At 34.1% G+C, this 19,492-nt stretch carries 14 protein-coding genes; 2 read left to right on the top strand and 12 right to left on the bottom strand.

Annotation, left to right across the window (positions count from 1 at the left end):
- Positions 1–295: 295 nt before the first annotated feature.
- The 4 genes from D8Q48_RS10685 to D8Q48_RS10670 all read right to left on the bottom strand — a co-directional run bounded on the left by D8Q48_RS10685 (position 296) and on the right by D8Q48_RS10670 (position 5,153).
- Positions 296–1,474: a MalY/PatB family protein gene (locus D8Q48_RS10685; protein ID WP_117991303.1), complete on the bottom strand. Its 1,179-nt coding sequence runs from the start codon at positions 1,472–1,474 to the stop codon at positions 296–298.
- 47 nt (positions 1,475–1,521) lie between these two features.
- Positions 1,522–2,811 (bottom strand): MFS transporter, encoded by a 1,290-nt coding sequence (locus tag D8Q48_RS10680; RefSeq protein WP_117991301.1) that lies wholly within the window; start codon positions 2,809–2,811, stop codon positions 1,522–1,524.
- Positions 2,812–2,945: 134 nt separating this feature from the next.
- On the bottom strand, positions 2,946–4,454 hold the full coding sequence (locus D8Q48_RS10675; RefSeq protein ID WP_117991298.1) for a BCCT family transporter: 1,509 nt from the start codon (positions 4,452–4,454) through the stop codon (positions 2,946–2,948).
- Between the two features lie 216 nt (positions 4,455–4,670).
- Positions 4,671–5,153: a winged helix-turn-helix transcriptional regulator gene (locus D8Q48_RS10670; protein WP_117991295.1), complete on the bottom strand. Its 483-nt coding sequence runs from the start codon at positions 5,151–5,153 to the stop codon at positions 4,671–4,673.
- Positions 5,154–5,424: 271 nt separating this feature from the next.
- Here D8Q48_RS10670 and D8Q48_RS10665 point away from each other — a divergent pair, with 271 nt between their 5' ends.
- Both D8Q48_RS10665 and D8Q48_RS10660 read left to right on the top strand, forming a co-directional pair.
- Positions 5,425–6,258, top strand: a complete 834-nt coding sequence (locus tag D8Q48_RS10665) for an MBL fold metallo-hydrolase (protein WP_117991293.1) — start codon at positions 5,425–5,427, stop codon at positions 6,256–6,258.
- A 198-nt stretch (positions 6,259–6,456) separates the two neighbouring features.
- Positions 6,457–7,650, top strand: coding sequence for an AraC family transcriptional regulator (locus D8Q48_RS10660; RefSeq protein ID WP_121056446.1), 1,194 nt, complete (start codon positions 6,457–6,459; stop codon positions 7,648–7,650).
- A 20-nt stretch (positions 7,651–7,670) separates the two neighbouring features.
- Here D8Q48_RS10660 and D8Q48_RS10655 read toward each other — a convergent pair whose 3' ends face one another.
- From D8Q48_RS10655 to D8Q48_RS10620, 8 genes are all read right to left on the bottom strand, one after another.
- Positions 7,671–8,525, bottom strand: coding sequence for an MBL fold metallo-hydrolase (locus tag D8Q48_RS10655; RefSeq protein ID WP_117991288.1), 855 nt, complete (start codon positions 8,523–8,525; stop codon positions 7,671–7,673).
- A 150-nt stretch (positions 8,526–8,675) separates the two neighbouring features.
- Positions 8,676–9,587, bottom strand: a complete 912-nt coding sequence (locus D8Q48_RS10650) for an alpha/beta hydrolase (protein WP_121056445.1) — start codon at positions 9,585–9,587, stop codon at positions 8,676–8,678.
- 409 nt (positions 9,588–9,996) lie between these two features.
- On the bottom strand, positions 9,997–12,291 hold the full coding sequence (locus D8Q48_RS10645; RefSeq protein ID WP_121056444.1) for a hypothetical protein: 2,295 nt from the start codon (positions 12,289–12,291) through the stop codon (positions 9,997–9,999).
- Between the two features lie 4 nt (positions 12,292–12,295).
- Positions 12,296–15,028 carry a cellobiose phosphorylase gene (locus D8Q48_RS10640; RefSeq protein ID WP_121056443.1) on the bottom strand — a complete coding sequence of 911 codons (2,733 nt, stop codon included), beginning with the start codon at positions 15,026–15,028 and terminating at the stop codon, positions 12,296–12,298.
- Between the two features lie 13 nt (positions 15,029–15,041).
- Positions 15,042–15,899 carry a carbohydrate ABC transporter permease gene (locus D8Q48_RS10635; RefSeq protein WP_022074426.1) on the bottom strand — a complete coding sequence of 286 codons (858 nt, stop codon included), beginning with the start codon at positions 15,897–15,899 and terminating at the stop codon, positions 15,042–15,044.
- Between the two features lie 3 nt (positions 15,900–15,902).
- Positions 15,903–16,787: a sugar ABC transporter permease gene (locus D8Q48_RS10630; RefSeq protein ID WP_022074425.1), complete on the bottom strand. Its 885-nt coding sequence runs from the start codon at positions 16,785–16,787 to the stop codon at positions 15,903–15,905.
- 55 nt (positions 16,788–16,842) lie between these two features.
- Positions 16,843–18,108, bottom strand: a complete 1,266-nt coding sequence (locus tag D8Q48_RS10625) for a sugar ABC transporter substrate-binding protein (protein WP_121056442.1) — start codon at positions 18,106–18,108, stop codon at positions 16,843–16,845.
- 225 nt (positions 18,109–18,333) lie between these two features.
- Positions 18,334–19,275, bottom strand: a complete 942-nt coding sequence (locus D8Q48_RS10620) for an AraC family transcriptional regulator (protein ID WP_172696995.1) — start codon at positions 19,273–19,275, stop codon at positions 18,334–18,336.
- Positions 19,276–19,492 lie beyond the last annotated feature (217 nt).

Here is a 19,492-nt window from a genome sequence, read left to right as displayed (position 1 = left end):
ATATCCATGAACAGTACTGTTTTTACACTATCATTTTATCTAAATAATACCATTTCTTCCATGTAGAATTTTCTTATTAATCCGACTTATTTTCATTTTTAGAGAGCTTTTGGGGACGGGGTTTAGTGGCTTTTTTGCGAGCAAAAAAAGCCACTAAACCCCGTCCCCAAATGGCACCCTGAACATAAAGCATGCCCCCTCCTAAGTGACAAGTTTTTATTATTTCACTTGTCTGCCTAGAAGGGAGCATATCATCATTTGACAGCACCTTGCTTCTTTTTTATTTGTATCTTTTTTATGCGTTGTTTTTTAACTTCTGCATTGCTTTATCAAAACGATCCAATGCATCAACTAGCACTTGTCTTGTACATGCAATATTAATACGCTCAAATCCATCTCCTATATCCCCGAAAATATATCCATCATCCAAATATAAGGAAGCTTCGTTTCGTAAGTATTCTCCAAGTGTTTTTCCATCCAATCCAAAACATTTACAATCGAACCATACAAGATATGTTCCTTCGAGATCAGCTACCCATACCTCAGGATATTTTTCTTTCATGAAGTTTTTAAAATACTGATAGTTTCCATATAAATGTTCATTTAACTGATCTACCCAATCAGCACATTCTGTATATCCTACTTCTAAAGCACGGATTCCAAAAATACTATATGTATATGCACCAGAATTATTTACTTCAAAATCAAATTTTTCTCTTAATTCTTTATTTGGAATAAATGCATTTGCTAAACATAATGCTGCAAGTGAGAATGTCTTACTTGGCGCATTTAAAATCACACAATTATCAGCATATTCTTCACCCAATGCTGCGTATACCGTATGTTTATGACCTGGCATAATTAAGTCAAAATGGATTTCATCACTCACAACAAGTACATTATATTTGCGACAGATATCACCAATTTTTCTTAATTCTTCTTCTGTCCAAACACGTCCTAATGGATTATGTGGATTACAAAGCATAAACATTTTTGCAGTTTTTGCTTTTTCTTCAAAATCTTCAAAATCAATTTCATAATGTCCATCTTTTAATTGAACAGTACTTTCAACTAATGTTCTTTTGTTTCTTGCAATAACAGTATAAAATGGATAGTAAATAGGTGTTAATAAGAGAATATTATCTCCTGGTTCTGTAAAAGCTCTACATGCACAAGCTAATCCTTGAACAACACCATTTAACTGAACAATCCAATCTTTCTGAATATCCCAATCGTGTCTTGTCTTCATCCAATGCTGTACAGCATTAGCATAACGCTCACCCCACCATGTGTATCCATACATACCAAATTCTGCTGTCTTTACAAGTTCATTAATAATTTCCGGTGGGCTTAACAATTCCATATCCGCTACAGATAATGGGACAATACCTTCTTTTGCATTAGGTCCCATAGAATCCCATTTAGCAGCTTCCATATTGTTTCTAAGTTTGTATTCATCAAAATTATATTTCATATCGATCTTACTCCTTTAAATTAAATATTAATATTGTTTCAGAGTTATTATTTTTTTTCTATTGTCTTTTGAGTCTTCTGAGCCTTTTTAATAATACGATCACCACATAGTGCTACAAAAAGTCCAAGTACTGATACAATAACGCAGAAAGTAAAGATTTTATTATATGCTATTTCCATACCAAAATTATCAATCCAACTACCATATAATGTTCCGAGAAATGCATCAGGTAAAAATCCTATCATAGATGCAATACCAGTAATACTTCCAACTACATTCTTTGGAGCTCCAACTTCATCAATTGTTGCCCAATACACAGATCTATTACATGAATATGAAAATGCAGTTAGAACCATAATTACCATTATCAAAAATAGTACATTTGTCTTTCCTGGTACTAAGCGAAGCAAAATATTTGTAATAATCAACCCAATACATCCAAACATAATAACTGGTGTAGATCTTCCAAATTTCTTAGAAGCTTTACCAGCAACAGGACCGGCCAAAATAGGAGCTACTGTTGTTCGTACTACTGCATATGTAGATGCTGCCGCAACAGTCATTCCACAAAATTCCTGTAAATAAGGTGCATAATAAGAACCAGATCCTGTCATAATACTACATGTAAAAATGAATGCGGATAAGCACCATGTAATTGGCATTTTGAAACATTTCCCCATAGCAATCAAACTATCTTTGACACTTGCATTTGTTGTTTCTGGGTCTTTTGCAAAATTAGGGAGCATAAAATAAAGTACAATACCTACAAGAATCATAATAATAGAATAAAGTACAATAACAAAAGTAATTCCTGCTACTTCATTAACTTTTTTTGATAAATATGCGAATAATGCTAATGTAATAGCACTAAGAGCTAAACCAATAACATTTCGTCCGCTTTCCAGGAATCCGAATGTTTCTCCTTGTTCACCAGAAGATGCTAATAAATTTACAACTTTGACGGATGAGGACCAGAATGTCAAAACTGTGGTAATACCAAATAACAAATGGATAATTAATAATCCATTGTAGGAAGGCCATGTTGCCATCCAAAGTCCTAGCGCTCCTGTTCCAACCATTGAGAATACAAGCAACTTTTTGGAATCAAATTTGTCTGCAATAATTCCACCCGGTAAATACATTAATAGATTCATAATTCCATAGACAGACATTAAGTTTCCATATTTGGTTGCATCATTTGATAATCCCATTGCATCTTGCAAAGCTGTAAAGAATGAATATCGCAAATATGGTAATGTGTAAATTGTACTCATAGCAAACATCATGAGGATTAACGCTAAATATTTCTTTACATTTTTCTCGTTTTTTTTCTTCACTTTTTTTCCTCTCTTTCTTCACTTTTAGATAATACTGTCACACTATTCATTCATAAAATTTATGAATGAAAACAACTATTTTCTTTTTTACATCACCTCTCCTATCAACAATCAATGAAATCACTTATCTTTTTTTAATGATTGTCTGAATTTATTAACATGCGTCTTACTGATACCATTAATAAGATCAAAACTCCAATTAATGGTAATCCGGTTAAGATCGACATAGTTTTTACTGCTTCTAATCCGTCTATCATCATTAAGCCAATTGATAATGTGCAAAATAGAATAGCCCAAAGAATACGATTCCATCTTGCTGGTTCGTCTGTACATGATAAATTTTTGGTTGTTGTTCCAGCTAATACATAAGCGCAAGAATCAACAGTAGTTGCTAAATATACAAAACACACGATACACAAATAAACCATCATTACATTTTTCAATGGAAGCGTCTCTAAAATTGCCATAAGTGCTGCACTTTGTCCTTGTGTTTCTAAAATGAATGCTAAATCAACAGTTCCTGTATATTGTAAATATAAAGAGTAACCGCCAAAAATCATAAAACTAACACAACAACCAAGTGAGCCCCATATCAATTGTCCCCACATAACATTTCGAATCGTTCTACCACGAGAAATGTTTCCTACGAACATTCCCATCATAGGCATAAATGCAAGCCACCATCCCCAATAAAATACAGTCCAATTTTTTGTAAATATACCATCTCCAAAAGGATCGGCATAAGTACTCATTTTCCAAAAATCCTGTAGGTAAAGTCCTATTGATGAAACTTCCATTTTGAATATATCAACGGTTGGTCCAACTAATAATAAAATGACCATAAAACCAAATGCTAATATAACATTAATATTACTTAATTTTTGAATTCCTTTATCAAGTCCTAAATAAACAGCTGATCCAAATAATACAACCCAAATCAAAAGAACAGTTATCTGTACAATTAATTCATATTGGTTAGGAATCTTAAATACATGCCTTATAATATCTGCTATAACAGGAGCACTTATTCCTAAAGAGGTTGAAATGCCACCAACAACACCAAATACAACTAATATATCAATGATATTTCCAATTAAACCATCTACTCGTTTTCCCAGAACACATTTACATGCTGTGCTTAATCGTAATTTGTTTTCTTTTTTTACGAATAACATATATGCAATAGCTATAATTGCAGGATTATAAAGTGCCCAAGCACTTGGTCCCCAATGAAATTGTCCATACATATGCGCATATTCAAAAGCTTTTTGACTAAATGGTTCTATTTGAAATGGTGGACTACTGACATAATAAATTGGTTCTAAAAATCCTAAAATAACAAGGCTACTTCCAACACCTGATGTAAATAGCATTGCAATCCATGACATATTGTTATATCTTGGTACTTCACCTGGATCACCAAGCTTTACATTTCCATATTTACTAAATGTTAAGCAAAACATAAAAACAAATGCTAACAGGCATACTACTAAATATAACCATCCAAACTTTTCAGTACACACATTAAATAGATACGAAATTATATTTTTAGTTTCTTTCGGAAAAAAACGTATTAATAATATAAAAATAATCAGTGTTAAAAATGTCGGAATAAATATTTTCTTTTCTATATTTTTAAACAATTGTACACCCCCTCTTTTTAATTGTTAAGGTGCTAAAGTATTAAGTTACTTACAATTATACATGGTTAATTATTATTTTCAAGTTTTTTGTTTAATTTTGTCATTATATACATTTTTACTTGCTCTTTTTTATATATTATTAATATATAATTTGTGATTTTAGACAAAAAAAGATTTCATATTCTTTTCTTCTAAAAAATATGAAATCCTATTTTCTTATTTTAATTGTTCTTTACTTCTAATCACATCGCCAGCATAAGCTTCATTTATAACTTGTTGTACTTTTATGTGATGTATTAATTCTTCTTCTGTAAATCGATCCAGCATTTTCATCATAATAAGCTGACAGTTCTTGGTAAAATGCTTTCTTTCTTCATAAATTTTTTCCCCTACATCGCTCAATGATAAATTATATTTTCGATTATTTTTTTCATTTCTTGTCTGTATTACAAAACCACGATCTTTTAATTTTCTAACAATTTGTGAGCATGCACTTGGTGTCTTTTTTGTTATTTCAGCTAACTCGGAACATGTAATATTATGATTTTGAGCGATTAAATCAATTATTTGCCCTTCTGCTTGATACATTACATATTCTCCATATAAGTGCGGTATAGAATCATATTCCGCGATGTAAGAAGATGCAATTTCTTGTTCATTCCAAATCCCCCAAAACAATTGTTCTTTATCTTCATTCATATAACTATCCCCCAATTTGTTTTTTACAATCAAAACAGCATTATATAATATAATCTATTCTTTTTTATCATAACATAAATTTTCTCTCATATGTTTCGTACAGTTATTTTATCATATGAATAGAAGTCCCGCAAACATGTTTATAATTTTTTATATTCTCCCCCGCACCCCAGATATAAATTAAAAATATGCCGGATTTCCCATAAAATCCTACATGGCATTTTCTTTCTATTTTCTCTATAATTTTAAATCAGAAAGTGAGGAAATTTTTATGGAACCATCATTAGAAGAAATCTTTGGAAGTTATATGTCCTGGAAGCTGGACAACCAGACATGGATCATTAATTTCATGAACGGAACTGAAAACATGTATTTATTAGAAGGGGACGAAAAAGCGCTCCTAATCGATACAGGATATGGTGTCGGTAATCTGCGTGCTTATGTTGAAAAACTGACTGATAAACCTATTGTTGTCGCCAATACACACTATCACCCAGATCATGCCGCAGGTAATGGAGAATTTGAACAGGTCTACATGAGTAAAGGAGCTGAACTCGACAAGGCATCTGTAGAAAATCCTGGCATGGTTCCATTTGATATTACTAAACTACCACATGCAGATTATAAAAAAGTCTATGTTGGTGATGGCGACACCATCGAACTTGGTAATCGTACAATCGAGATTCTGGATGTTAAACCGGCTCACTGTAACAGCAGCTTATTCTTCTTAGACAGAAGTCATCGTATGTTCTTCTGTGGAGATGATATGGAAGCTGCACAGGTCAATTTATTTGATAACTCTCACAACCCATACATTAATTATGATTTAAAAACCATACTTGATAACTTTTTGGAAAACACAGAACGAATCCTATCTCTTTCTAATGAATTCGATTATCTTCTTCCAAACCATAACGGCACTCCAATTGCCAAAAGTTATCTGAACGATTATATTGATTTGATTCACGCTATTTATAACAAAGAAGTAGAACCAGATGAGAAACTAAATCACCGCTATATCGAAATGGACCCTCAAGCCTCAAAACTTTGTCGTGTGCGTGGTAAAAACGGAAGTATTATTACTTATAGAGAACAGCTCAGATAACCAGAAAGGGACGGAGATTAATGGCTTTTTTGCTCGCAAAAAAGCCATTAATCTCCGTCCCTTTTCGGCTCCACCCGACTTTTTTTCAGATTCTATTCTTGTCAACCACCTCCCCCTCTGCTACAATATAAATATCGCATCCGGATATTTTTATCCATATCATAGCTCATTACTTACTATTATCTTGGAGGTGTTTTGATGGCTTACTATATGACCTATGGTGAATTTCAATCTCACATGAAAGCATATTATTATAGAACTGGAAATCGTTTACAATTTCCAGAAATGACCGAATATTTATATAACAAAGGTATGCTGTATGATTCTATTTCCGCTCCCGATTTAACTGGGGATTATGATAATATGACCGATGCCGATTTTGATAAAGTAGTAGATTCTTTGCCGGTAACACTTACTATGTACGATGGTTCTCCGCTGGCTCCAACTGTTGAAGAAGCGGATTTGATTCCAAATGCAAGGGATGTTTTTGTTATCCGGCATCCTCGATATACACGCCCGAATTTACATAGACATACTTATTTTGAAATTAACTTTGTTGCCAATGGACAAGGGAAATTTATATTCGAACAGGAAGAGCATCTTATGAAAGAAGGAGAACTTTGCATTATCGCTCCAAATTCCAAACATGATTTTCTTATTGAAGATGACTCAACCGTATTTACCATTTGTATTCGAAAGAGCACGTTTGATACGACATTCTTTTCGCTTATGACACGAAAGGATTTACTATCCTACTTCTTCCGAACTATTTTACAGGGAGATAACCATGCGAATTACCTCATGTTCTTTACGAATAATAATTCTGTTATAAAAAAATATATTCGTAATATGATGATTGAAAGCAGCAAGAAAGACATGTACAGTAATGCCTGCTGTATCAGTTATGTGAATCTGATGTTTTCTGCACTGCTACGCAGTTACAGTCAGACAATTCAATTCTACAACTATGAGATGGGGGCTGACTTTTCTCTTGTACTGCAGTATATCCAGCATAACTACCAAACTTTGACACTGTCATCCCTGGCGGATTTGTTTCATTACAGCGAACCTCATCTGTGTACATTGATCAAGCAGAATACAGGACTCACCTTCACAGAATTAATTAAACGACTCCGTTTATCCGATGCCATTGATTATCTTGTGAACACTTCCATGAAAGTCGGAGAAATCGCAGAGCGAATCGGATACAACTCCGCGGACCATTTTTCCAGAGTTTTCCGCTCTGCTTATAAAATGTCACCGCAGGAGTATCGAAAACAGCATAAAGATAAAGAACCCGCATTTGTGCCATTTGCCAAAAAATACAACCGAACCGGGGACCATTTGGGGACGGAGATTAGTGGCTTTTTTGCTACGCAAAAAAGCCACTAATCTCCGTCCCCAAATGGTCATTATTTATCTTTTGTAATTACCAATGCCGCAAATCCCGGTTCGAACATATCATCTAATGTCTTGCCATCTAATGCACAGACGCGAACTTCTTCCTCTCCATTCGCAAAAGATTCAAACTTCTGTCCTTTTTCAAAATCTGCTTCCTTTGCCGCTCGCATATATAGTTCCAAATCTTCTTTTGTCATAACATTTTCATTATGACCTCCGATATAAAAGTCAACCGGTAATTTCAACAGACGATTTAATGTATCAATATATATTTCTCTACTGGTTGTTTCCGGAGCAAACAGCCAGACAAAAAATCCTGTCGTGTCACCAGTAAATGCAAGTTTCTTTTCCTTATACCAAACGGAAATACCTCCTTGTGTATGTCCCGGAGTCTCAACAATCTCAAGTGTTGCTCCACCCAGATCAAATATCTGACCACCTGCTACTTCTACCAGATTCCCTGTTCCTTGATTAATGTAATTCTCCTTATCAAACTTGTCCGGCAATGCATTATATTCTTCCTGTGTTTCATAATTAACACTATGCATTGCACGTTCTACCGACTGTTCCCTCATCATTTTTCCTGTATGCTCTCTACAAAGCTCCATATCTTTTTTATGTATATATACTTTTTCTTCAAACTGTGCATTGCCTGAAGTATGATCTAGATGTCCATGCGTATTTACGATATATAATGGTTTATCTGTAATTGATTTCACAACCTGTTTTAAATTTCCATACCCATGGCCTGTATCAATCAGCATCGCCTTTTCTTTTCCGACTATCACATAACAAAATACCGCTTCTGGACTGCCGATTCGATAGTATCCATTCATTTCTTCTATTTTGTAATATGAATCACTCATGTCTGACTTCCTCCTTTGACATCTTCCTAGTATCTAAATCCTTATATTATGATTTTAATTAAATTGTCCTCTTTTTTCTATGTAATATTTTTCTCTCTATCCGACACTTTTTCACTTATAAAAACTCCGTCCCTAAATGGTTCTATTCCTTTACTGTGAAAACGGATTCCTCTCTTTTTCTGTACTTTCTTCCGCAATCTGATGCATCAAAAATGTCTTTGCAAGTGATACCCACTGTGCACATGCATGTGCCTTATCTTCTCTGAATGGTTCAAACAGATTTCTTCCCAACGAAAATCCATGGTCTCCATACTGGAACATATGTAATTCATATGGAACCCCTGTCATATGTAATTTTTCCGCCATTTTTACAGACTGAATTGACGGAACCATGCCATCATCCACTGCTGCCCCTAAAAATGTCGGCGGCATTTCTTTTGTCACATGGCAGATTGGACTCCATTTTTCCAATACTTCTTTCGATGGTCTGACAGCCCCCATCACAGGAACATTCATATCATCCGGAAGCATCGGGTTCTGATTGCTTGCCGTAAATTCATCTTGAATCACATAATCTAACACACCATACATCAAAAGTGCAGATAATGGTTTAAAGACTTCTTTTTCTACTCCAAATGTATCTGCCAGCAATCCTTCATGCCATGTAGATGCATACATTCCGCACAGATGTGCTCCTGCCGAGAATCCAATGATGCTGATTTTATCTACATCGACACTCCACGCTTCTGCATGTTCGCGAATCGTAAGCATTGCCTTTCCCAAATCTAAAATCTGTGCCGGAAACGTCGTATTCTCCTGAGAAGTTTTTGTAGCAACACTGTATTCCAAAACAAACGCCTGGTAGCCATCCGCTGCAAATGTCATTGCTACCGGATCACCTTCGTTCCCATGTCTTGGACAAGTCTGGTATGCCCCTCCCGGACACACGATAATCGCCGGTTTCGGTGTTGGATTTTTAATAAATGAATCCGGCATGGTAAGAAATGTGGTAAGTTCCACATCGTCTCTTCCTTCCCATAGTTTTAATGTTTCGATTTTCATAGCTGTAATTCCCTTTCATATCTTCCGAGTATCTGAATTCTTATACTGTTATTTTAATTAAATTGTCCGTTTTTTTCTATGTAGTATCTTTCTCTTTATCCGACACTTTTTCATTTTAAAAAAATCCATCCTTGTTCGGTGTTTACTTTGAAATTTGTTTTTGAAACACCACCAAACTATGCACTTGCCCTAAAAATCAAATAAGGATATAGGTCTTACGGCATTTTGGTTTGCCGTAATTTCTATATCCTCTATTATATGTTTTAAATTGGTCAGTGCACTCTCTTTAAGTGGATTCTCCTAACTTCATTTGAGATTTTAGGAACACTACTAATACTAATCCATGAAATACAAACTTCTAAAGTAACTATTTAATAGCCATATAAAATATCTATAAACCATTATGCCTTTATTCTGCAAAAATCTGCTCAATTATTTTATCAAAATCTAACGTATAATATCTCCTTTTTAATGAATCAAGATTGTACAGTGCCTGCCCGTTTATCAATCCGTTACAAGTATCATTATCATCACCTTTATTTTTTGCCACAGCACCTGAAAATTCTAAATCTTCTGTATCTGAAAGCCATAGAGATGTTAAAAATCCTTCACACTGAATACCAGGCATCGTATATCCATACATTCTTTGAGGCATAGATAAACCATGTTGCATTCCTAATGTCACAATTTTCCCCAAGATAGCTAGCTGCTTATTCCTGCTATACTCTGCAATTCTCATTAAATCCGGTACAAACTCTACAAATTCATCATCCACATAGCTACACCCAGGAATAACATCACATCCAGCCCATCCAGTCGTTCCAAAACCATTCTTTCCTAAAAGTGTATTTTCATCAAACGGAATATTCCAAAGATAAGTCCATGATGCAAGAATCTGTGCTGCTGATTTTGCTCCATATAAATATCGTTCTTTTTTTGTTGTTTCATAAGCCAACAACAATGTCCGCATATTATACATTACTCCAACAGCATCTATTTTTACAGACTTTTTATGTGTTGTATCATTTAACCCTCCCAGATATAAAACATCTTCTACATAATACTTCATTATAAAGTCAGCTGCTTTACACAATGCACTCCTATACTTCTCATTACCTGTATATTCATGTACTAACGCTAATACTTCTCCTGGGAAAATTGTTCCTGAGCCTTGTTCAATAACATTACTTCCAAACCATTCTTCTGGATATGTCATTGGAACACCTTCCATCGTATATGCCCGATACCAAGAACCATCTGCATTCTGAATTTCAATCATTTTATCACAAAAAGCTACTACCACATCTACCCAGTCTTTGTGTAAAGTTCCATTCTCCTTTTCCTCAAGAAAACAGAGCATTAAATAATACATCGCCTCTGTCATAGTCCGGCAATAATTTCCTTTTGTTCCCTTTAATTTTTCTGCAATTCCAATCATTGCACCTACAACCTGATTCCCTAAAAATTTTTCTAATTCTTCCCTATTTTCTGAATACTGAAATGGCATTAATACCCCTGTCCACCAATATACAAAATCTTCTTTTTCTACACTATACATTGCATTTGGCAGACCACTCTCTGCAATACAGTGTTCCACAAAAAATTGTATTGTTTTTAATGCTCGTTCTCTATATTCTTCATTTTCTGTTTCTTCTGTCCCTCGAAGCATTTCATAGCAAATCATCGTCTGATTCCCTGAGAATCCATATTCCAACACGTTTTGATTCCCATAATTTTCTCTCGGTGAAAAATGACATACATAACCGCATGGATGATTCTTTTTTTCTGGAAAATCTCTAAAACTATTATGTAATAATTCTCTTCTATATGGTATAGTCTCTTCTAAACTAAACGGATGTTTTATATTATCATCAAGAATTCTTTCCATCTGAAATGTACTCGTCTTCCATGATGCTTCCGTCAGATTTTCAGCTTCCCCAAACAGTAGAATATATGAAACCTCCAATTCTTCTCCCTGCTTTATCTTTCGATATGCAGCCCACTCCGATCCATCTACATTCAAACAAAATGAATTTCTCTCATAAAACGGATAATCACAACGCAGTAAAAATTCTTCCATTCTGTTTGCAGATGGTGCAATTCCAAGTGATCCAATATCTGTGTTATGAATGAAATGTCTTTCCTCTATCTGTTTTCTAGTTATTGTAGTATCAAGCTTTGGAATATCTGCTCGGATTAATGAAATAAACTGTTTATCTTTTTTTGAAAATCCCGTGACTGACAAATTAGGATTTCTATCATCCTTATAATCTTGTTCAAAAGTTCCAAGATAATCGTCCTGCCCATCCTGATCTGTATCGTTCTTATTATAAAAAGCACCTGGTATTACAAATTGATAATCTTCAAAGTTCTTTGCTTGTTTTGCTCCACAATGAAATTCCGTGGATACCCTAATAGCTGTCTCCTCTTCTGCTAAAATGCAAGTCACCTTTCTGCTCAATTTTATACTATTTAAATTTTCTTCCCATATATCAGTAATGTGGAATCTATTCTTTTTATTTATTTCTACTTCTGCTTCTGCAATATACGTATTTTTTTGATTTCTTATACTATCATACTTTACTTTCTTATTTCTTCCCTTTAAAATTTGAATCTGAACAGGCCATGGTGCTTCAATTTTTATTCCATTTCTTTCTATTAAAACTTCTTTTTTTTCTAATCCCAGCGGAAATTTAAGTCCCATTACATCATCGCTTCCTTTCTTCTAATTCAATACAAATTTTATTTTTTCTACCTGTTACGAGTTTTTCTTCTAGCTCAGACTGATGCAGCACAACAGATGTGCTATTTATCTGTTTCTTCCATACTTCTCCATTTATGCTAAGTTCACCCAACTGATATTTCCCATAATCTAAACGTTTTCTATTATAAAAATAAATACTCACTTCTTTTTCCATAAATAACATGTCTACCGTCAAAACTTCTCTTGTATCATACTGTTCCTTTACAAGTTTGGGTTCTATTAATAAATCTCCAAGTTTTCCTCGTATTCCATATACTTGTGTTAACATCAGAAAAATTGTCCAACTTCCCGCACCCGTGACATAAGAATACATCCCCCTTCCTCTGCTGCTGATATATTCTGGTACACCAGGATATATTTGTGCTAGTTTAGTATTTGTAGAAAGCTCATAAATGGATTTTAGAACCTTATAACCTTCCTTTGCATATCCTCTACTATATAATGCATAAGCATACATAGTTGTCATATGGCTAAACATACCACCATTTTCTTTTTCTCCGTAAATAAGTGCAAATCCTCTTCCAAAATTCCAAGTATTATCTCCCAATGGTAAAGTCAATCTAATTCCTCCAGTATTTTCATCTGGAAGATAATTATTTACAGCATGTATTATTTTTTGAATCTGCTCATCTGTTGCCGCCCCTGACATAACAGAAAAGGTCTGGGCTGTCAATCCAAATCTTAATTTTCCATCTGTAAAAATTCCATCTACTCTCTTTCCATCATTGTTATAATAACCATTAAAAAAACCTTCTTTTGACGATAATTCAATCCATTCATTTTCACGTACTTGTTGCAATAATTGTTTTCCTTTTCGACGCAACATAGCTTCTAATTGCAAAATTGGTATTTCTTTCTTTTCCCCACTTATTCCATATCTTATGCGTTCATAATATTTTTTTAACACTTCCATTTCTTTTTGAGACTCTTCAGTTAATCCATCAAGCAATATTTCCATTTCTTCAAATACAGAAATCGTTTTCCTTTCTTCTTTCTCCATTTGAATTTCTAACAAATCTGCTATATCACACATATTTTTTCCATAAAAATCTGTAAATGGTATTGTTTCTCCTTTATCTGAAGCCATATCCAATTGGTCATTCCAATCCCCATCTTCAAGTTTTATATTCCCATGTTCTCCAATATTTAAGCTACAAATCAAGTTTTCTAAAATCAAATGTTCTAATATTGTTCCTACATAGCATATATCATTCTTCGTCTTTTGATTATTTCCATCTTCTTTTTTCCAGTTTATATCGATATTTTTCGCTCTCTCTATTTGTGCATCTTTCCAATATGTCACCTCTTCATCTAAAATGGAAATATCTCCTGTTTGATTGATATATAATAGTAGTGTAAATAATGGCCAAACACCATGATCCATCCAAACTCGAGAGATTTTGTTTCTATCTGCCTGAAAATTACCATTTCCTTCTAATATAATAGTCGCATTACTTCCATCCAGCCTAACACCTTTCATATTATGAACAAAAGCGCTGCGAACTGACATTGGATTTTGCAACAGTAAAGTCAGATAATCCTGCCACAAATCTCTCCATCCGCGCCCCCCTCTTCCATAATCATGGTACGGAAGAAATGAACAACCATATATTTTTCTTAAAACAGGCTGTATACCTACCCATCTTAGCCAGCCATCAAACTTGTCTGAATTGCCCTGAAATTTTATCTTATCTGCTTCTCCATTCCAATACTCTTCATTTTTCTTCCATGCAACTTCAACTTTTTCTTTACTGTTATACTTTTCAAATTCTTTATTAAAATTTTCTTTTTCTGTAATTCCAGCACAAATAATATATTCTATTTTTTCTCCCGGTGCTAATCTCACTTGTGCAAAACGCATTGCACCAATACATTCCATACCATCTTTTCGATATGTAAAATCATGCTTTGGTATACTATTTTTTACTACAGTTTCAGGCCAGTCCAATGTTCCCCCCTTTCCTATAAATTCCTCTACTGTCGGAAACATTTCCACTGGTGCCTGCCCATTTTCATCTGAACCATATACAAAATAACTCGTATCATTTGGTTCATGACCTCTTTCATCATGATGTATCGTTGGCTTTACAACAATCCCATTTTTTTCCATTGTTACTCTCTGCATCAATGAAGTTGCATGTCTATGATCTCTTAAATTATCTGCCGACCGTCCAAAAATAGGAAATGCTGCTGTTGGTACAAATTCTAGAATTTCCGAACCATAATTTTCCAAAATTACTCTATTAATTTCTACTACGTCATCATTTGCCGGACAAAATGTGGTGAAACTACAATTTAATTTCAATTCTGGTATTGTATAATATAAACTGTGATAAAGTAATCCACACTCAACTTTATCCCTTTTTTCTTCCTCCTTAAAACAATGCTCTGCTCTCTGTTTTGCAGAATTTCCTGCCACTGAAAAAGCTCCTTGCTCTTTTGTATAAACCCAGAAATTTCTTGCAGAACGGTTGTTATGTAAGTCCTCAACTGAAACAGGCAGATATAAAAATTCGTTTTGATTCTTTTTCGCATCTCCATTTAAAAAAGGTGTCACTGAAGCTTTCATTCCAGCCTCATTGCATATAGGAAAATATAATTGATTCACTTCGCTAGCATTTTCACAAATGAACGTTCCATTTTTATCAATAAATTCCCAATTAAATTCGTGTTCCATACTTTACTCCTTGTTATCCCTTGACTGCTCCTGCCGTTAGTCCGCCTACGATATACCGTTGAAAAATCAGTGCTAATACCATTGGTATAACCGTTGCCAACAGTCCTGCTGTCATCATCATTCCATAATCAATACCATACTTTGTTCCAAACTCCGATACCGCAACTGTTAGCGTCTTTGAAGTTTTGGATGTTGTAAAAATTAATGCATACAAAAATTCATCCCATGCCATAAGGAAGGCAAGAACACCTACTGCAACATATCCTGGTAGTGCTGTTGGCATAATAATTTTCCAAAACACTTGATTCCAACTACACCCATCTACTCTTCCTGCTTCTTCAAGTTCAAATGGAACCGATTTAAAATATCCGTTCAAAACCCAGATTACATAAGCCAGAACTGCATTTGTATTAATTAATATTAATGTTCCCAAATGATCTAACAGCCCCATTCGACTAATCATAATATAATATGGTATTACCAATGCAATTGGTGGTAGCAGCTGAAAAAACATTACTCCAAATAACATTGGTCTTTTCATCCGAAAATGTAATCTTGCAAACGCGTAGGATGCTACAGCACCAAATACAAGACTGATTATTGTTGTTACCCCTGCAACGATACAACTGTTTTTTATTGCCATTCGAAATACCTCAACCTGTTTTGTTGGATTTTGATCCCACAGCAATGTTTTGTATCGTTCCCATGTAATTAATGTAGGCAATATTTTGTCACTGCTTAATAATTCATTCTCTGATATAATACTTGATATGAACATCCAGATAATTGGCAATAATGTCCAAAGCAACAATAATGTCACTGCTAAATATAATAATATCCGTCCTATTCTTCTTTTTATCATTCGATTCATATCCTAATCCTCCGTTTTTCCTGCTTTCAGGTAAAGAATACTCAATAACAATATAATAACTGCTATAATTACACATATTGCCGATCCTTTTCCATAATGCAAATAATCAAAGATTTCATGATATGCATAAAAGCTTATTACCTGTGTACTATCATTTGGTCCACCTGACGTCAACGAATATACAATATCGAAAACTCGAATCGTCTGAATTGTTCGTAAAACAAGAACCACTATGTACATTGGCTTCAATGCTTGAAAATACACCGCTTTAAATCTCTGCCATGCATTTGCTCCATCCATAATTGCTGCCTCTTTAGCATCATTAGAAACGGTCTGAAGTCCAGCAAGTAGCATTATTATAACAAGAGGAAGCATTTTCCATGTATCCGATAATATAATCATATTAATGGCAAGCTTACCACTTCCAAGCCAGACTATATTGTCATCTATCAAATGTAATTTTAATAATACCTTGTTCAAAACTCCTGCATTCGCATTAAAAATCCACTTCCACAAATTTGCATTTACAATTGTTGGAACTGCCCATGGAATCAAAATAATCCCTCGTACAAAACCTCTTCCTTTGAAATTCTGATTCAAAAGCAAACTTACTAATGTTCCCATGATAATCTGTACAACAACTGATACCAGAGAAAAATATAATGTTATTTTTAAAGAGTTCCAGAATGCACTAGTACTCATAACTTCTGTATAATTTTTTAACCCAACAAATTTCATTGCCAGACTTCCAGGATTTACATCATTTAAACTAAACCACAGTGTGAACAAAGCAGGGAATAATCCTAAACCCATAATAATCAGCATCGCAGGGGCAATCATTCCATACGCAGTTCGTGCTTGTGATATATTTGATTTATTCATCTTCATATTCTTACCCTCATATTTAAAATGGCAGGAAGCTTACCTACCTGCCATTCTCTATTTAATTCACAAAACGTTCTGATACTTCTTCTGCCTGATTTAATGCATCTTCAATTGAAGTTGCTCCTGATAGTGCTGCTGAGAATAATGGCTGTACCGTATTAGACCATTCACTGTAATCAGCAAGCTGCGGTCTTGGATGTGCTGTTGCAAACTGTGGATAAAACTTAGCCAGCTCTTCATGTTCAGCCACCAGATTCTCATCTTTATATAATGCATCAATTGTCGGTAACACATTATAATTCTCATATGCATATTTCTGAATATCTTCATTAGTGAATAGCTCAATATATTTATATGCATAATCTGGATATTTTGACGTAGACAATACTCCAAATCCACCACCGCCAGTTACTGAAGCACTTTCTGCCTTATCAGTTCCAGGCATTAAACATATATCTACATTTCCTGCAACTGTTGAATTTTCTGGATTATTTGCATATCCATACACATAAGCCCAATTCATAACAAATGCGGTATCTCCAGCCATGAACGGATCTAAACAATCTCTGTCTGTATAAGTAATTGATGCTGGATCTGCCCAGCCCTCCTGCATTGAATCATACATAAACTGTACTGCATCATTTGCACTTTCACTATTAATATCAAATGAAGCATCTTCTTTCTGCCATGTTCCTCCAAAACTGTAAATCATAGTTGTAAGATCACAAATTAACCCTTCTGCCTGAGACGCTCCCCACGCAATACCATACTTGCAAATACCTTTGTCTATCATATCTTTAGACATTTCTTTTAATTCGTCCCAAGTTTTCGGTGGTTCCTCATATCCAGCATCTGCTAACATCTGTTTATTATAAAACATCCATTTTCCACCATTTGCAAATGGAATTGCTTCTGTTTTTCCATTATAAACCATCTGATTTAACGAACTCTCAATCAAACTGTTTTTCACATCTTCGTCCATATAATCACTTAAATCTATGGTTACTCCCTTGCTTTCAAATTCTGCAACCCATGGAATATCTACATAACAAACATCTGCATCTCCTCCACCAGTCCATGTTGTAGTTATTTTTTCGTGCGTGCTATCATAGGACTGACAAATCAAATTTACTTTAACACCATACATTTCTTCATACTTTTTTCCTGCGTACTCATAAAGACCTTCTTCATCTGTTGTACAAATAACATTAATACTTTCTGGTTTATCTCCTGTTGCTTTATTATTTTCTTTTTCAGAGCTACCACAAGCTGTCATTGTTCCTACCATCGTCATACATAAAAATGCTGCAACTAATCTCTTCATTTTTTCCTCCTTTTACACTTATACTTTTTTGTTTTTCTTCTCGGCGCCTTTTTTTAATATTCTCCTTACTCTTATAGTTTTAATATAATGATTTTATATTCTTGATTCAATTCCATTTTTGCTTTATTTTTGCACTATTTTGCCAGATAGTTTTTTATTTTCAAAAAATAAGTCGAAAACCACTAATAATTTTGTGTTTTCGACTCTTATATATACCACTGTATTTTAGATTCTAGAATGATTATAACCTTCACAATTTAATTCTTCATTTCCACTTATCTTTCGATATTTGCTTGGACCCATAGAATATACTTCTTTAAATTTTCGGTTAAAATAACTCAATCCTGAAAACCCCGACTCATATGCCACTTCACTAATAGGTAATTTTGTGGAAAGTAATAATTTTTCTGCCGATTTTAACCGAATATGATTTAAATACTCTACAAATGTACAATCCGTTGCCTGTTTAAACACTCTGCAAAATGTATATATACTCATACAACACAATTCTGCCACGCTTTGCAATTCTATATGATTTTTATAATTATCCTCTACATAAGACAATGCTGGCCTAATTTTTTCTAATGCCACCATAACTTCCGTTTCAGGCCTTTTAACGTAAATATAATCATTTCGCATAAAATATACTATTAATTCCATAATATATGCAGGTATTCTAATCTCATATCCTAAAATCTTCTTTTTATATTCTTCCTCTATTTTCCACATAATAGATTCCACTTTTTTGCTTCTTAAATTAAAATGCCCAACTTTTCGAAATGGATCTAGTAATATGCTTGGAATGTGCTGATATTCCTTGGCCACAGAAAAATAGGGTAAAATTGGTTCCATTTGGAACTGCAACAATAATATTTTATGCCTCTTGGTAATCTTTTCCGTTTCATGAGGTTCCTCACCAGAAATAACAGTGATATCTCCTGGTCTTGAAATAATTTTTTCTCCTCCAAATCTTACATATGCTTCACCCTCTAACTGACATAAAATTTCCCATGAGTGATGCCAGTGCATTGCACACCCTGCCAAAGTATACACCCCTGCTGAAAATGGTAATTTTTCCTCTTCTATATAAAAAAGCTCCGAGGAGTGAAACTTATTTGCCGTTGATATGGATTCTTTGATTTTTATAATTTCTTCCATGTCTTCCATTTCTTCGTTAATCTCCCTCATTTAAATTATAATTTTTCTTCCGTTAATCACAGTGCAATATTCAACTTGAAAGCTATGCCATAAATCTTTAGACTTGATCCATAACACTATTATTGTCTTGTTATCCCTAAAATTTTAATTTCATTATACTATATTTTATCCATATAAACCAGTTATTACTATCGTCTCCACCTATCCCTTTGTTAATATTGAACAT

The organism is Ruminococcus sp. B05 (assembly GCF_003628495.1).
In the GTDB taxonomy this organism is placed as follows: Bacteria; Bacillota; Clostridia; order Lachnospirales; family Lachnospiraceae; genus Schaedlerella; species Schaedlerella hominis.
The sequence above is the reverse complement of the archived record's forward strand: the minus strand, read 5'-3'. Positions and strand labels throughout refer to the sequence as shown.

Bases quoted from the DNA above. Each gene is read 5' to 3' on its own strand.
- D8Q48_RS10620 (WP_172696995.1), bottom strand. From the start codon at position 19,275: ATGGAAGACATGGAAGAAATTATAAAAATCAAAGAATCCATATCAACG.
- D8Q48_RS10655 (WP_117991288.1), bottom strand. From the start codon at position 8,525: ATGAGTGATTCATATTACAAAATAGAAGAAATGAATGGATACTATCGA.
- D8Q48_RS10645 (WP_121056444.1), bottom strand. From the start codon at position 12,291: ATGGGACTTAAATTTCCGCTGGGATTAGAAAAAAAAGAAGTTTTAATA.
- D8Q48_RS10640 (WP_121056443.1), bottom strand. From the start codon at position 15,028: ATGGAACACGAATTTAATTGGGAATTTATTGATAAAAATGGAACGTTC.
- D8Q48_RS10660 (WP_121056446.1), top strand. From the start codon at position 6,457: ATGGCTTACTATATGACCTATGGTGAATTTCAATCTCACATGAAAGCA.
- D8Q48_RS10665 (WP_117991293.1), top strand. From the start codon at position 5,425: ATGGAACCATCATTAGAAGAAATCTTTGGAAGTTATATGTCCTGGAAG.
- D8Q48_RS10670 (WP_117991295.1), bottom strand. From the start codon at position 5,153: ATGAATGAAGATAAAGAACAATTGTTTTGGGGGATTTGGAATGAACAA.
- D8Q48_RS10685 (WP_117991303.1), bottom strand. From the start codon at position 1,474: ATGAAATATAATTTTGATGAATACAAACTTAGAAACAATATGGAAGCT.
- D8Q48_RS10650 (WP_121056445.1), bottom strand. From the start codon at position 9,587: ATGAAAATCGAAACATTAAAACTATGGGAAGGAAGAGACGATGTGGAA.
- D8Q48_RS10625 (WP_121056442.1), bottom strand. From the start codon at position 18,108: ATGAAGAGATTAGTTGCAGCATTTTTATGTATGACGATGGTAGGAACA.
- D8Q48_RS10630 (WP_022074425.1), bottom strand. From the start codon at position 16,787: ATGAAGATGAATAAATCAAATATATCACAAGCACGAACTGCGTATGGA.
- D8Q48_RS10635 (WP_022074426.1), bottom strand. From the start codon at position 15,899: ATGAATCGAATGATAAAAAGAAGAATAGGACGGATATTATTATATTTA.